Source organism: Streptomyces sp. NPDC059256, assembly GCF_042753785.1.
Taxonomy (GTDB): Bacteria; Actinomycetota; Actinomycetes; order Streptomycetales; family Streptomycetaceae; genus Streptomyces.
In genome coordinates, this window is record NZ_JBHYZO010000006.1 from 281,722 (window position 1) to 295,375 (window position 13,654).

Here is a 13,654-nt window from a genome sequence, read left to right on the forward strand (position 1 = left end):
TAGGGACGGGCAGGAAGGACCGCATGGAGACGACACTGCCGGACGGACGCCCCGTACCACCCCCTCAGGCCGATGAACGCGCCATGCTGGAAGCCTGGTTGGAATTCCACCGCGAGACCCTCGTACTGAAGTGCGCGGACCTCGACGACCAGCAACTGCGCACCCCGTCCGCAGCACCGTCCAGCATGACCCTCCTGGGCCTGGTGCAGCACATGGCGGAAGTCGAACGCAACTGGTTCCAGAGGGTGTTCGCCGGTACGGACATCGCTCCGGTGTACGGAACATGGGAGGGCGACGGCTTCGCACTCCGACCCGACCGGGGGTGGGAGCAGGTCCTGACCGACTGGCGCACCCAGATCGCACGCGGCCAGGAGTTGGTCAGGGACATCCCCCTCGACGCATGTGCCCGTACCGAGGGGCAGGAGTTCTCGTTGCGTTGGATCCTGATCCACCTCATCGAGGAGTACGCACGTCACAACTGTCATGCCGATCTCCTACGGGAACGGATCGACGGGGTCACCGGCGCCTGAGCCCAACCCACCGGCTGATCGACGGGGACCCACCATCGGCCCGCTCACCGGGCCGGTGGTGGAGCGTGCCCCTCCGATCCCTCGCACCCATCGGTTCCCCTACGCTCGCAGTCATGGGGGAGGGAGCCTGATCATGGGACGTCGGGAGAAACCGTTGGAGCCGGAGGCGGGGCCGGTACAGCGCTTCGCATTCGAACTGAGGGAATTACGCCGTACGGCGGGGGGTCCGACCTACCGGGCGATGGCGAGGAGTTGTCCGTACTCCGCGCCCACGCTCTCGGTCGCGGCGGCAGGTGAGCGCCTGCCCTCCCTCCCGGTAACGCTCGCCTATGTAGTGGCCTGCGGCGGGGACCCGGAGCTGTGGGAGAAGCGTTGGCACATGGCCGCCGACGAGGCCGGCAACACGCGCGACGACAGTGCCGAAGCCCCGTACCCCGGGCTGGCCCGCTACGAGCCCGAGGACAGCGACCACTTCTTCGGCCGGGACGCACTCGTGACCGAACTGCTGGAGCTCATCGGTCGGCGCCCCTTCGTCGCGCTGGTGGGGGCGTCCGGCAGCGGGAAGTCATCGCTGCTGCGGGCCGGGCTGATCCCCGCAGTCCGGGCGTCAACGGACGGCCCGGAGGTGATCCGCATCCTCACCCCGAGCCCCCCGCACATCCGCGACGGGCTGCTCAGCGAAGGCGCGCTGGTCCTCGTGGACCAGTTCGAAGAACTCTTCACCGTCTGCCGCAACCCGGTGGAACGCAACGCCTTCATCCAAGCGCTGCTCGACTCCCCGGCCAGGATCGTCATCGCCGTCCGCGCCGACTTCTACGGCCGGTGCGCGGAACACCCGGCACTCGCCGCCGCCTTGAAGGAAGCCGTGCTGTTGGTGGGGCCGATGACGGCCGAGCAGTTGCGCGAGGCCGTGGTGGGGCCGGCCACCGCGGAGCAACTCACGGTGGAGCGGGCGCTGACCGCCCGTATCGTCGCCGACGCGGGCGCCGAGCCAGGCGGGTTGCCGCTGGTGTCGCACGCCCTGTTGGAAATCTGGCGGCGCCGGCGCGGCCGGACGCTCACCGAGGCAGCGTACGAGTCGATCGGCGGCCTCCACGGAGCGATCGCCCACACCGCCGAAGGAGTCTTCGCCGACTTCACCGAACCGGAGGCGCACGCCGCACGCGTACTCCTGCTGCGGTTGATCGCCCCGGGCGAGGCGAGCGCGGACACCCGTCGTCCCGCCCAGCGGGCCGAGTTGGAGCTGTCACCGGAGTCGGCCCTCGTGCTGGAACGACTGGTGCGGGCCCGGCTGCTCACCATCGACGACCAGGCCGTCAATCTGGCCCACGAAGCCCTGATCACCGGCTGGCCCCGATTGCGGAGGTGGATCGAGAACGACCGCGAAACACTCCGCATGCACCGGAGACTGACGGAGACGGCCGGCGTCTGGGAGGAGCTGGGACGGGACGAGGGGGCACTGTACTGGGGAGCACAACTGGAGTTGGCCCGGGAGGCATTCTCGCAATCGGACGCACTCACCCCCGAGGAGCGTGCCTTCCTGCTGGCCTCCACGCAGGCTCATGACAAGGCCCGGCGGGCGGATGCCCGGGCCACCCGTCGACTGCGGTGCCTCATCGTGTGCCTCTCCCTGCTGGTCTGTCTGGCCACCGTCGCCGGGGGGATGGCCTGGTGGCAGAGTGAGGTGAGCCAGCGACGCGCCGTCGACGCGGAGGCCCGCCGAGTGGCGCAGATGGCCGACACCATGCGGGAGACCGATCCGGCCACCGCCATTCGCCTCAGTCTGGCCGCATGGCGACTGGCAGACCTCCCGGAGACGCGACGTGCGCTCTTCGCAGCGGCAGCCCAGTCCGACATCGCGTCGTTCACCCCACCATGGACCTCCGCGCCCGGGTTCATCAACGGTCAACACCGCCTCAGCGCGGACGGTCAGACCGTGATGAGCGTCGGTGCGAACCACCTCGACCGCTGGGATGTATCGACCGGCACTCGACTTCCCCAACTGAGGATCCTGAACCACAGGGGGACACGGCTGATGGAGATCGCCCCCGACCTACGGAGCGCCATCGTCCGGGTGTCACGCGGAGTCCAACTGTGGGACCTCTCGTCGAGCGCACCGACGGGCCCCGTCATGAGCTCTCGCCACGGATTCTCCCAATCCTGGTTCACGACGCGCGGCCAACTCCTCGCCCTGCATGAACAGGGTCGTTCGGTGGGCCTGTGGAACATCCGGTCCGGGGCGAAGGTGCTCGATACGGGCGGCAGATGGGACTCGATCCACCAGGTCGAAGTCACATCCGACGATCGACTGCTGGCCTTCTGCGCCGACAGCGGGCCGCTCCAGATCTGGAACGTCCAGGAGCGGCGCCGGCTCGCCACGCCCTGGCTCGACCGACTCGGCAGCTGTGCTCGGAACTCATTCCGGTTCACCCCGGACGGAGGGACGCTGGCGGTCGCCACCTCCACGGGCGTCCGTCGCTGGGAACTCTCGTCGGGACGGGAGTTGACCCGCTTCGGGACTACACGCCAGTCCGAACTGGCGTTCAGTACGAACGGGGCGCACCTGGCCACGCTGGGCGACAGGGAGATCCTGGTCTGGCGCGTGGCCTCCCCCACCCAGCCCATGCTCCGCTTCCCCGTACACGGCAGGAACATCTTCGCGCTGCGCCTGGACATGTTCCGAGGTGTGTTGCGCTATGCGATGGGCCAGAAGCACGCCTTCACCGTGCGCACGATCCATGTGAGCACGCCCACGCGTGACGTGCAGCAGGAAACACCGCTCACGGCAGCGAAGTACAGCCCGGACGGCACGGCGCTGGCCACCGTCAGCGCCGGACGGTACGAACTCCGCAACGGCGACGGGACCGGACGGCTGGGGGAGCTTGAGCCCGCCCCGGCGGCCTGCGACTTGGACTGCGCCCGCTTCCTGGCATTCGACCGTCACTCCGAGACATTCGCATACCTCCCGGCGTCGGGCCGGATCGTGGTGTGGAACCTGAAGGACGTCAAACGCACCCGGACGCCCCCGGTTCCCCCCGGTGTCACGGCACTGGCCCTCATCGACTCACTGGGCAAGGTCGTGGTGTCCCGTACCTATGGGCACCTTCAGTTCCTGGACGCACTCTCGCTACCTCCCGGAGAGAAGGGGGTGGTGTGGTCGAATCTGGTCGAGGACCGCCCGGGTGTGATCCTCGCAACGGGCTCGTACGACTCCCTCGTGACCTCTGCGCGACAGCGCATCACCCAGGGCGTCAACGGGATGACCGCCGACCACTTCATCGCCCATGGGGAGGGGCCCCTCACAGCGGTGGCGGTCAGCAATGACCGTGAACTGATGGCCGTGGGCGACGTGGACGGGCGGGTCACCCTGTGGGACGGCGAAGGGAGGCGAAGGATCAGTGTGCTGAGTGCGGGAGACCCACTGGACAAGACGGTCAACGCGACGCCTCCGGCGCTGGCCTTCTCCCCCGACAGCCGCAAACTCGCGGTCGGCGAGGCCAGCGGAGGGGTACGGGTGTGGGACACCGCCTCACCCCGCTCGCCGGGCAAGCCACTCCCCCAGTCCCACGGGCCGGTGCTGGCGCTCGCCTTCACCCCCGACACCCGGCAGGTACGGGTGACCACCCCGCACACGGCATCGCACACCTGGTCACTCGACGCCAGCCACACGGCCGAGGCACTGTGTTCCCGACCGGGGCAGTCCTTTCCCAAGGCCGAGTGGAAGACCTATCTCCCCGAAGTTCCGCATCGGTCCATCTGCCCCGACTGAACAGCCCGAGCCGGCGGACGTTCGCCACCAGGCGCGTCCGCCGGCGACGCCGACCGAAGCAGAATGCCGTTCCCGCCACGTCGGGGCATCGAAAAGCGGCGTGGCGCAACAACTGCGCCCATACTCCCGCATCTAACATGGAGAAAACGACCGAAGCCATGCGATATCCAACACCTGGACGGTCGCATCGCGCACCGGCGAGCCCCACACCGGGCGCACAGGACTCGGCCGAGTTTGATCACGGGTGTGACCTGAGGGGACCTCCCTCGTTCAACACATCATGATCGACAAGTCTGGATCACCGGCCGGGAGCGGCCTGTTGGCCGCCGCGGGAGGATTCCGCACGGCGGCCCACCACCACTCGGGTCACCCACACCCACAACTGCGCCCTGTCGAACCTCGATGACCCCTCTCCCATCGGCCGGCTCCAAGCGGTCAGGCGTCGGTGCGCCGACCCTTCCGCAGCCCGTCAACGGCAGTTCTGGCCCGGTGCGCGGCGTCGGAGCGGACACGGGCATGCCGGGGATGAGTAAGGGTGACCTGCCGGATGAACTGGTGGAAGCAGGCCAACGCCGCCACCGGTGGAATGGCCGCGACCGACACACCGGGCACCGTCTTCGTGGCATGCGCGATGCACAACACCATCGCCACACCGGTGAAGCACACGACGATCAGCCAGGCGTGCAGGGCCTGCCGTCGATGCATCGCGGCGCGAAGGATGGACAGACAGGCCACCAACCAGGGCCCGAAGACAAGGAACGGCCATCCCCGCGCCAACTCGTCCGGAACCCCGACCAGTGCCAGATAGCGCAGGGGGTCGTAGGAGACCAACGCACTGAGCATTCCGACGGCGGTCATCAAGAAGGCGGTCATCATCGCGATGATCGCGCTGAGCAGCCGTGTTCCACTCGGCCAGACCATGGGCTTGCGCGGCTCACGCACCTTGCGCCGACTGTGCGAGCGCGGGCGGGGCACTGCGGGAGCGGGCGGGGGCGGCGCCGCTGGAGTGGCCCGCAACAGCAGCGTCAGCTCATCGTCCCAATCCATCGTCGACTGCCCGATGTCATGATCGAGGAGATAGGGCTGGTACATCTCCTGAGGTTGCGTCAGCTCGTCCTCGACCCTGCGCACGCTGTCCCGGTACCAGTCATCGGGCCCCACCTGGGGATACCCGTGGTCAAAGGGGTCCGGCGGGTCATACATGCCGCACCGGCTCGCGTTTTTCCTCATCCGCCCGGAGCGCCGCGGGGTGCGGCGTCGGGGGACATCCCTCGAAGCGGGTGCGGAAGTCCTCCCTGATGTTCTCCAACCTGGCCAGGAAGTCGGCCAGGATGTCGGCGCAGAAGGGCGGGGGCTGCAACCGGACGATGTTCGGATCGCTCACGTCCGGACCGACCTGACGACTGCGCATCGGCACCACCCTTCCCGGCACGGGAGCGAGGGCGGCGAGTTCACGGACGGGTGGGGCATCGCATTTCAGTGGTGTCACGCCGAGCCAACGATCCCGACGACCCCGCCGAAATGGGTCGATTGGGTGACTCGGCCCGGAACGGGGTGATCTCTTCAGCGCCCGCTTGACCTGTATCTCTACGTGATATGAGACAAAAAAGCCGATCTGATATCGGCGTCACTCGCCCGCCCGGCGCGTCCTACGGTCCGTTTGCCAGATGGATCCGCTACGGCACACGAACCACCAAGAGCCGCTGGCCCCACCACCATGGGCGCCTTTGCCTCCTGCCCTCCGGGGCGCTTCCGTCGCCTCGACGCTCCTCAGGGAGGCTCCGAGCGGGGACATTTCATCCGTTGTGGTCCGCTGCCGCCAGAGAGTCGACCTCCGTATCGGCGCTGGATACGGAGGCCACTCATCGTGCACTCGGCCCTCGACGCGACATCTCCGTTCATGCAGAGTGTTGGATCAGTGCCGCGTGAAGTGCATCGGTGCGGCGGTCAGCCGAGGGCGTGGTTGATCACATTGCCATTGGTGCAGTTGTTGGCGTGATCAGCCACGTAGTCCCCGAGCACGGGGACGACCGCCACCTCCTGAAGGCAGACGGCCGCAGCCGTGAAGTTCCAGTTGTTGGCGGCGTTGACACCGCCGCCGAAGTTGCTGTCGTTGTCCGCGTGGGCAGGGGTCGCCAGTGAGGCACCGGCCAGTGCGACAACCGCCAGAGTGATGATCTTCTTCATGGTCGGTGAACGAGCAACGGTTGAGGGCGTTACGCCACTGAGCGATCACAGTCGACCACCGCAGCGGGGCAGGCGGCTCCGGGCCGCGGTGACCCCGCGGGCAGTGCGCCGCAGGCAACTGTCCGAGGCAATCACGGGAGCGACCAGCGGGGGTCCCAGCCAGACGGTCCTTTGTCTTGACGCGGCAGCCCGCGACCGATAGTCAATGCGGGCGGCTTTGGTATAGACCAAAGCCCGCATCGACCGGTACGGCTCGCGCTCGTTCCCCGTTTGGGAGGCAGCAATGCGAAGACCATTGGCGTCCATAATCGCCACCGTCCTCGGGGTCCTCACCCTGTTATGCGCCCCACCCGCCTCCGCCACCAGCCCGTTGGTCCTGGTGACGGCAGAGTTCCAAAAGACCTCCTCCTGGGAGAACGGTTACCAGGGCACGTACACGATCAAGAATCACAGCCGTACGGCGCTGAGCGCTTGGACCGTTGAGTTCGATCTGCCCGCGAGCACCACCGTCGGCGCCCACTGGGACGCCCAAGTCACCCGCCAGGGCAACCGCTACAGCTTCCGCAACGTGGGCTACAACGGGTCGCTCGCACCCGGGGCCTCCACCACGTTCGGATGGGTGGCCCAAGGCAGCGGTGTGCCCGCGCAGTGCACGGTCAACAAGGGCGGGCCCTGCGAAGGGGGCGGGGACATCACACCGCCGACGGTTCCCACCGGTGTCCACATCACCGGGATCGAGGACGGGGCACTCACCCTCAACTGGACGGCATCGGTCGACGACCAAAGCCCGGTGGTGAACTACGACCTCTTCGTCAATGGAGTGCGGTACGCGACGCTGGTCGGCGTCACCTCCTACCGTATGACCGGCCTCCAGCCCGCTACGCCGTACACCTTCCAGCTCATCGCGAAGGACCAGGCCGGCAACCAGTCCGCGTCGAGCAACCCGGTCACGGGCACCACCGGGGACCTCAGCCCGAACCGCACCAAACCCACCGCGCCCTACGTCGACATGGGTGCCTGGCCCACTCCGAGTCTGAGCACGCTGGCATCGGAGAGCGGACTGAAGAACTTCAGCTTGGGCGCCATCACCTCACCGAGCTGCAAGGCGATGTGGTTCAACTACTACGACCCGCGCGCCGGGTGGGGCAAGGAAAACATCAACGCCTTGCGGGCCGCGGGCGGAGAAGTCAAGGTCACCTTCGGCGGTGCGGGCGGCAGGGAACTCGCCCAGAACTGTGAATCGGTGGACGCCCTGTTCACCGAGTACGACGCGGTGGTCAGACAGTACGACCTGCGCTATGTCGACTTCGACATCGAAGGCGCGGCCGTCAACGATCCGATCTCCATCGCGCGCCGCTCGGCGGCCCTCGCCCGACTGCAACAGGCCCACCCGGGTCTGCGTATCTCGCTCACCCTGCCCGTCACTCCGTCGGGGCTGACACAGACGGGGCTCTCCGTGGTGACCTCGGCCCGCGATGCGGGTGTCGCGTTGGACGTGGTCAATGTGATGACGATGGACTACTTCATGGTCATCGACTACGGCGATGCGGCGGTCCAGGCCGCGGAGGCCACGGTCACCCAGTTGAAGGCGCTCTACCCGGGCCGCACCGAAGCCCAGCTCTGGGGGATGCTCGGGGTCACACCGATGATCGGCGAGAACGACGACCACCAGATCTACGACCAGGCCGACGCCCGGCAGTTGGTGGCGTTCGCACGGAGCAAGAAGCTCGGCATGATCTCGTTCTGGGATGTCACACGCGACCGCAACGCCTGCACCGGAAATCTGTCCCTGTGCACCAACGTCCCGCAGTCGCCGTATGAGTTCTCCCGGATCGTCGGCGCCTACAACGGCTGACGGGCCCACGGCCGTCGCTCCCTCCGTCATGCGGACAGGGGGCAGCGGGCATGGAAGGCGCCGTCCCCGTTCCGAGGAGGAGCGGGGGCGGTGCCCCATGTCGAAGGCTGGTGCTACGAGCGGGGCAGCAAGACTCGTCCGCCCGCTAGGACGCCAGGAGCGCGGCGGGCCTGACCGTACGTCCTACTCCTGTTGTCCCGCCGTCGCGGACTCCGGAGCCTTGCGTCCGCCGCTGGCCGGGCGGGCACGGACATGGACCCGCTCGCCCTGGCGCCCGAACAGGCTCAGCACCTCCACCGGATGCTCGCCCGTGCTCCCGAACCAGTGGGGGACGCGCGTGTCGAACTCGGCCGCCTCCCCCGCACCCAGCAGCAGATCGTGCTCGGCGAGGACCAGACGCAACTGCCCGGAGAGTACATACAGCCACTCGTACCCCTCATGGGTGAAGAGCTCCGGTGTGCTGCGGGACGTCGGAATGACCATCTTGAACGCCTGGAGCGGGCCGGGGTGACGGGTCAGCGGCAAGACGACCGCGCCGTTGATCCGCTGCGGTGTGATCCGCACGCGCGGATCGCCGACCTCGGGTGCGCCGACCAACTCGTCGAGGGGCACCTGATGGGCCTGGGCGATGGGCAGCAGCAGTTCCAGGCTCGGGCGCCGCTGGCCGGATTCCAGCCGGGACAGGGTGCTCTTGGAGATGCCCGTGGCCTCCGAAAGCGCGGCCAGGGTGACCCCGCGCTCCGTACGCAACTTCTTGAGCCGCGGGCCCACCTCGGTCAGTGCCCTGGCGATGGCAGATGAGTGCTCCACGCGTCCCATTGCACACCCTCTTCCCGAAAACAGCAACAAACGTTGTCGTCTCGGCATGGGGATCCGCATGCTGACGGCAGAGGTGGTGGCGATGGACGGCCTGAAGGAGGCACGGTGGTGGACGGATCGACGTACGACGTGGTGGTGGTCGGTGGCGGGGCCGCCGGACTCAATGCGGCACTGGTGCTGGGCCGGGCCCGACGCAGTGTCGCGGTGATCGATGCGGGCGAGCCACGCAATGCGCCGGCCGCACATATGCAGGGGTTCCTCTCCAGGGACGGGATGTCGCCCGCGGCCCTGTTGGACGTGGGGCGCGCCGAGATCGCCGGCTATGGAGTGGATCTCATCGACGCCCGGGTGGAACACATCGAGACCGGGTTCTCGGTACGGCTGGAGGGCGGCGCCGCACTGGCGGCACGCCGCGTCCTGGTGGCGACCGGGCTCCGCGATGAGCTGCCCGATCTGCCCGGCGTCGCCGCGCGCTGGGGTCGCGATGTGCTGCACTGCCCGTACTGCCACGGCTACGAGGTGCGCGATCGGCCGCTCGGGGTGATCGCCACCGGCCCGGGTGCCGTGCATCAAGCGCTGTTGCTGCCCGAGTGGTCGCACGATGTCGTCCTGTTCGCCCATGGGCTGGACCCGGGCGAGGACGAGCGGATGCGGTTGACCGCGCGGGGAGTGCGCATCATCGAAGGTGCCGTCAAGCAACTGGGCCTGGAGGGTGACCAGTTGGTGGGCGTCGAGCTCGCCGATGGGCAAGTGGTGGCACGGGACGCCATCTTCGTACAACCGCGGATGGTGCCGCGGGACACGCTGCTCACCGCTCTGGGGTGCGCCGTGGACGGCGATGGCCTGGTGATCACCGACGGGACCGGGCGGACCAGTGTCGACGGCGTCTGGGCGGTGGGCAATGTGGCTGATCGGAGGGCTCAGGTGGTGACGGCGGCCGGAATGGGCTCTGCCGCCGCGATCGCCGTCCACCAGGACCTCGTCGCCGAGGACACGGCACGGGCGGTCGGGTCCCTGCGGACGGCCGGCGCCCGCCCCGGAGGGTGACACGGGGCCGTTCATGGGCGGGTGGGGGCGGTTTCCCCCGGTCGACCGACGACCGGGGGAAAGACCGCGACTCCTTGTTCAGCGCGTGTAGACGTCGCGATCCCGGGCCGGCAGGGCCGCCAGTACCGCGGGCTCCAACCAGGACAACACCCTGGTCAGCACCCGCATGGTGGTGGCGAGGTCCTCGCCGCCCGCGATCTCCTCTATCTCCCGTTGGAGCCCCGAGATCACCGCGAAGACCGATGTCTCCAGCTCCCGCCCCAGGGGGGTCAGGGTGATCACCTGGCGGCGACCGTCGGTGGGATCGGGCGAACGGGCCACCAATCCGGCCCGTTCCAGATCGGCGAGGAGAAGGGTCCCCGACGGTCGGGCGAGCGCGAGGGAGGTGACGAAGTCGTTCTGCAACATGCGCCCGTCGGGCGAACGCCACAGTCGGACCAGCGCCGCGGCCTGGGCATAGGTGACGCCCAGGGGCCGCAGCGCGACAGATAGACGGTCCTGTATGAGCCGTGAGGTCAGCGTCAGAAGACCGCTGAGGTGGTTCTCCGACCCGAGGAACGCGCCCTCACCGTTGTCCGCCACCTAACCGAGGTTACCCTTGACTGCTCGCCAGCTGGCGGACTGGCTGTGCCGCTCGACCATCACGATCTCCTCACAGCCCAACTCGGCCAGGATCGCCGGGTGGTTGGCCCGGGAGTAGTCGAGCATGAAGGGCTCGACATTGTTGCGGACCATGCCCTCGCGCTGTCGCCAGTCCCGGTCGTTCTCGGGGATGGCCCAGTCGAAGAAGCCGAGGAACCCGCCCGGTTTGCAGACCCGCACCATCTCATGGACGGTCCGTTCGATCTGGTACGTCGGCATCTCGTGCAGCAGGTGCGACTCGTGGACCACGTCGAAGCTGCCGTCGTCGAAGTGCGAGAGGTCGCCTGAATCCATGTGGTAGAAGCTGACGTTGTCGATGCGCAACTCCTTCGCCCGTTTGCGCGCCCAGCGCAACACCGCCGGGGAGAGGTCGATTCCGATCACTTCGGCGTCGGGGAAGACCTGGGCGTAGACGAAGGCGGTCGCTCCCGTGCCGGCGCCGACCTCCAGGATGCGCTGGGGACGCACCCCGCGGTCGAGGACCTGGCTCTCCACCCACCACTCGATCTGTTCGCGCTTGCCGAGGGGGAAGTCCTCGGCCATGCGCTCCAGCCGGTAGCCCATGGACGGGTGCATCCAGTGCAGCCCGTTCATGTGGTGGACCGGGTTGGAGACGTAGTAGGAGGGGAAGTCGGCGGGGCGGTCCTGTCCGGGCGCCAGCAGATCCGACAGATCACCGGGACCGGTGGCCTTCGGCGCCCGGTTCATCTCCCACTTGATGATGGCGCGCGAGAGCTTCGGGTGCTTCTTCGCGAGCCGCAGGGACAGCAGGGTCGGCTTCCAGCCTTCGGGCAGTGGGGGGCGCGGACGGGTCGTCGTCTGCTCAGCCATGGCTCACCTCCGGGTCGGGTACGTACTTGGGCTCGTCCAGGTACCGCGGGGTGTTCGGGTCTTCGAGGTTCTGCTCCTCGACGCACCGGTCGTTGGGGGCCTGGATCTTGATGATGTTGTTGTCGGGGTCGAGGATCGTCAGGAGCATTCCGTACTGCCCCTTGAACTCCGGGGTGAAGTACGGGACGCCCATGGCCTCCAGATGGGCCCTGGTCGCGGCCAGGTCCTCCACCTGGTAGGTGACCGAGACGGGGGTGTCCCACACGTCGACGGGTTCCTTGCTGGGCACCCCGCGGCCGGTGATCTCGATCCGCCGGTTGTCCGGGCCGACCAGGACGGCCATCCGGAACGGCCGGTTGGGCACCCGGATGGGGATGTCGAACTCCAACTTGAAGCCCAGGACGTTGCGGTACCAGCGCACCGCCCGCGGCTGGTCGGTGGAACGGATGGTGATCATGCTGGTGCGCCAGAGGATGGACCCGTCGGTCTGTGACGGCTCGCGCTCCAGCCAGGCGGGTGCGCTCACGAGGCCGCCGCCTTGCCGGCCGCGGTCGCCTTGACGACGGCGTCGGCCTTGCGGGTGGCCTCCGGGCCCATCAGGTCAGCCGCCAGCGGGCCGAGGAGACGGTCGAAGAAGCCGTCCCGGTCGGTGCGCCAGGCCGGCTCGGCCTCCGCGGGGATCACATAGTCCTCGGCCGCGCCCGCGGGCAGGGTGCCGCCGTCGGTCAGGAGCTGCTCCAGTACGCGGACCCGGTCGCGCAGTACGTAGGTCTCGCCCGCAAGGGCCAGAACCATGCCGAGGAGCTTGTCGATGGCGGGGTCTTCGAAGAAGACCATCTGCCCGTCGATGATCTTGGGTTCCTGCTTCATGCCGGCTTCCTTCCCGTGACCAGACGCCAGCCGCCCGCACGTGCCCGACGCGGGTCGGGGGGAGCGGCGGAGCCGTACGCCTTCTTGTCTCCGTGCTTGAACGCGTCCACGACGGTCGTGACGACGTCGACATAGCCCGCGTCGATGAGGGGCTTCTCCAGGTCCGCCCTAAAGAAGTCGGACATAAAGGGCTCATTGTTGATGTGAGCGTGCCAGTCCATCATGAACAGGCCGTAGGTGGTGGGCAGTTCACCGGCGGTGTAGATGGCGAACTGTCCACCGGGTGCCAGCAGCCGGAAGCTCTCCCGGACGATCGCGGCCACGTTCTCCGCGGGCATCTCGTGGAAGATCATCGTCGAGGTGGCGAGCTGGAACGAGCCCGACTCGTACCCGGTCTCCGCGGCGTCCTTCTGGACGAAGGTGATCGGCAGATTGCGGTCCGCGGCCTTGAGGTGCGCCCACTTCAGGAAGGGCGCCGCCAGATCGACGCCGATGACCTCCGCATCGGGGAAGGTCTCCGCCAGACCGAAGGTGCCGTCGCCGGTGCCGCAGCCGAGGTCGATGATCCGACGGTAGGGGCCCTTGGGAAGGGCTTCCGTCTTCGCCCGGTGGATCGAACCGACGTTCTCCAGGCCCGCGAAGTGGATGCGGGTGCCGAAGTCATAGACCGGACCGTCCAGATCGTCCTGCCAGTAGCCGCCCTTCTCCAGGTGGTAGTCGGTGTCGGCGTAGTAGGCGGGCATCTCCAGCTCGGGATCGAGTTCAAGGCCCTCGATGCCGGCTATCCGCTCCTCCAGTTCGGCCCGGTGTCCCTCGATGTAGGCGTGGGTGCCGCGGGGGCCGTACTTCATGAGCAGTTGGGTGTGCCGCTGGAGGTACATGAAGTACCGGAAGAGGGCGGATTCCTCGATGACCTCCCCTATCTCGGTGGTCTCCTCGGGGGCATGACCGTGTTCCGCCGCCCAGTCCTTGGCCCGCTCGTCAAACGCGTCGAGGAGGGGGTGGTGGAGCTTGGCCCAGCCGATCCGCAGTCCGAGATAGAAGTCGAGATAGGCACGGTCCGTGCCCGTGACGGGTTGATCGTTGAGTCCCAGCATGATCGAT

Annotated in this window: 13 protein-coding genes; 4 read left to right on the forward strand and 9 right to left on the reverse strand. The window is 67.9% G+C overall.

What is annotated here, in order from left to right; genetic code table 11:
• Window positions 1-23: 23 nt before the first annotated feature.
• Together ACFXJL_RS17030 and ACFXJL_RS17035 are read left to right on the forward strand one after the other, a co-directional pair.
• Window positions 24-530 carry a DinB family protein gene (locus tag ACFXJL_RS17030; RefSeq protein ID WP_384693086.1) on the forward strand — a complete coding sequence of 169 codons (507 nt, stop codon included), beginning with the start codon at window positions 24-26 and terminating at the stop codon, window positions 528-530.
• Between the two features lie 133 nt (window positions 531-663).
• A complete protein-coding gene (locus ACFXJL_RS17035) occupies window positions 664-4,299 on the forward strand; it encodes a hypothetical protein (RefSeq protein WP_384693089.1) in 3,636 nt (1,211 codons plus the stop codon).
• A gap of 435 nt (window positions 4,300-4,734) precedes the next feature.
• Here ACFXJL_RS17035 and ACFXJL_RS17040 read toward each other — a convergent pair whose 3' ends face one another.
• The 3 genes from ACFXJL_RS17040 to ACFXJL_RS17050 all read right to left on the reverse strand — a co-directional run bounded on the left by ACFXJL_RS17040 (window position 4,735) and on the right by ACFXJL_RS17050 (window position 6,486).
• Window positions 4,735-5,502, reverse strand: a complete 768-nt coding sequence (locus tag ACFXJL_RS17040; protein ID WP_358878982.1) for a DUF2637 domain-containing protein — start codon at window positions 5,500-5,502, stop codon at window positions 4,735-4,737.
• Window positions 5,495-5,710: a hypothetical protein gene (locus ACFXJL_RS17045; RefSeq protein ID WP_384633178.1), complete on the reverse strand. Its 216-nt coding sequence runs from the start codon at window positions 5,708-5,710 to the stop codon at window positions 5,495-5,497. The genes ACFXJL_RS17040 and ACFXJL_RS17045 overlap by 8 nt, the downstream gene beginning before the upstream one ends.
• A 536-nt stretch (window positions 5,711-6,246) precedes the next feature.
• Complete coding sequence (locus tag ACFXJL_RS17050) at window positions 6,247-6,486, reverse strand: hypothetical protein (protein WP_384633186.1); 240 nt, start codon at window positions 6,484-6,486, stop codon at window positions 6,247-6,249.
• 283 nt (window positions 6,487-6,769) lie between these two features.
• On the opposite strand from ACFXJL_RS17050, the gene ACFXJL_RS17055 reads away from it, so the two are divergent.
• Window positions 6,770-8,341, forward strand: coding sequence for a cellulose binding domain-containing protein (locus ACFXJL_RS17055; RefSeq protein WP_384693092.1), 1,572 nt, complete (start codon window positions 6,770-6,772; stop codon window positions 8,339-8,341).
• Window positions 8,342-8,524: 183 nt separating this feature from the next.
• On the opposite strand, the gene ACFXJL_RS17060 is transcribed toward ACFXJL_RS17055, so the two are convergent.
• The gene (locus ACFXJL_RS17060) at window positions 8,525-9,160 is read right to left on the reverse strand and encodes a helix-turn-helix domain-containing protein (protein WP_384693095.1); all 636 of its coding nucleotides are present in this window, start codon (window positions 9,158-9,160) and stop codon (window positions 8,525-8,527) included.
• A gap of 108 nt (window positions 9,161-9,268) precedes the next feature.
• Here ACFXJL_RS17060 and ACFXJL_RS17065 point away from each other — a divergent pair, with 108 nt between their 5' ends.
• Window positions 9,269-10,207 (forward strand): NAD(P)/FAD-dependent oxidoreductase, encoded by a 939-nt coding sequence (locus tag ACFXJL_RS17065; protein ID WP_384693098.1) that lies wholly within the window; start codon window positions 9,269-9,271, stop codon window positions 10,205-10,207.
• A gap of 78 nt (window positions 10,208-10,285) precedes the next feature.
• On the opposite strand, the gene ACFXJL_RS17070 is transcribed toward ACFXJL_RS17065, so the two are convergent.
• The 5 genes from ACFXJL_RS17070 to ACFXJL_RS17090 are packed head-to-tail and all read right to left on the reverse strand — an operon-like array spanning window position 10,286 to window position 13,647.
• Window positions 10,286-10,789 (reverse strand): MarR family transcriptional regulator, encoded by a 504-nt coding sequence (locus ACFXJL_RS17070; protein WP_358878976.1) that lies wholly within the window; start codon window positions 10,787-10,789, stop codon window positions 10,286-10,288.
• Window positions 10,790-11,680, reverse strand: coding sequence for a class I SAM-dependent methyltransferase (locus ACFXJL_RS17075; RefSeq protein ID WP_384693101.1), 891 nt, complete (start codon window positions 11,678-11,680; stop codon window positions 10,790-10,792).
• A complete protein-coding gene (locus ACFXJL_RS17080; protein ID WP_384693105.1) occupies window positions 11,673-12,206 on the reverse strand; it encodes a VOC family protein in 534 nt (177 codons plus the stop codon). Before ACFXJL_RS17080 ends, ACFXJL_RS17075 begins: the two co-directional genes overlap by 8 nt.
• Complete coding sequence (locus tag ACFXJL_RS17085; protein ID WP_358878973.1) at window positions 12,203-12,550, reverse strand: hypothetical protein; 348 nt, start codon at window positions 12,548-12,550, stop codon at window positions 12,203-12,205. Before ACFXJL_RS17085 ends, ACFXJL_RS17080 begins: the two co-directional genes overlap by 4 nt.
• A complete protein-coding gene (locus ACFXJL_RS17090; RefSeq protein ID WP_384633203.1) occupies window positions 12,547-13,647 on the reverse strand; it encodes a class I SAM-dependent methyltransferase in 1,101 nt (366 codons plus the stop codon). The genes ACFXJL_RS17085 and ACFXJL_RS17090 overlap by 4 nt, the downstream gene beginning before the upstream one ends.
• Window positions 13,648-13,654: the final 7 nt, after the last annotated feature.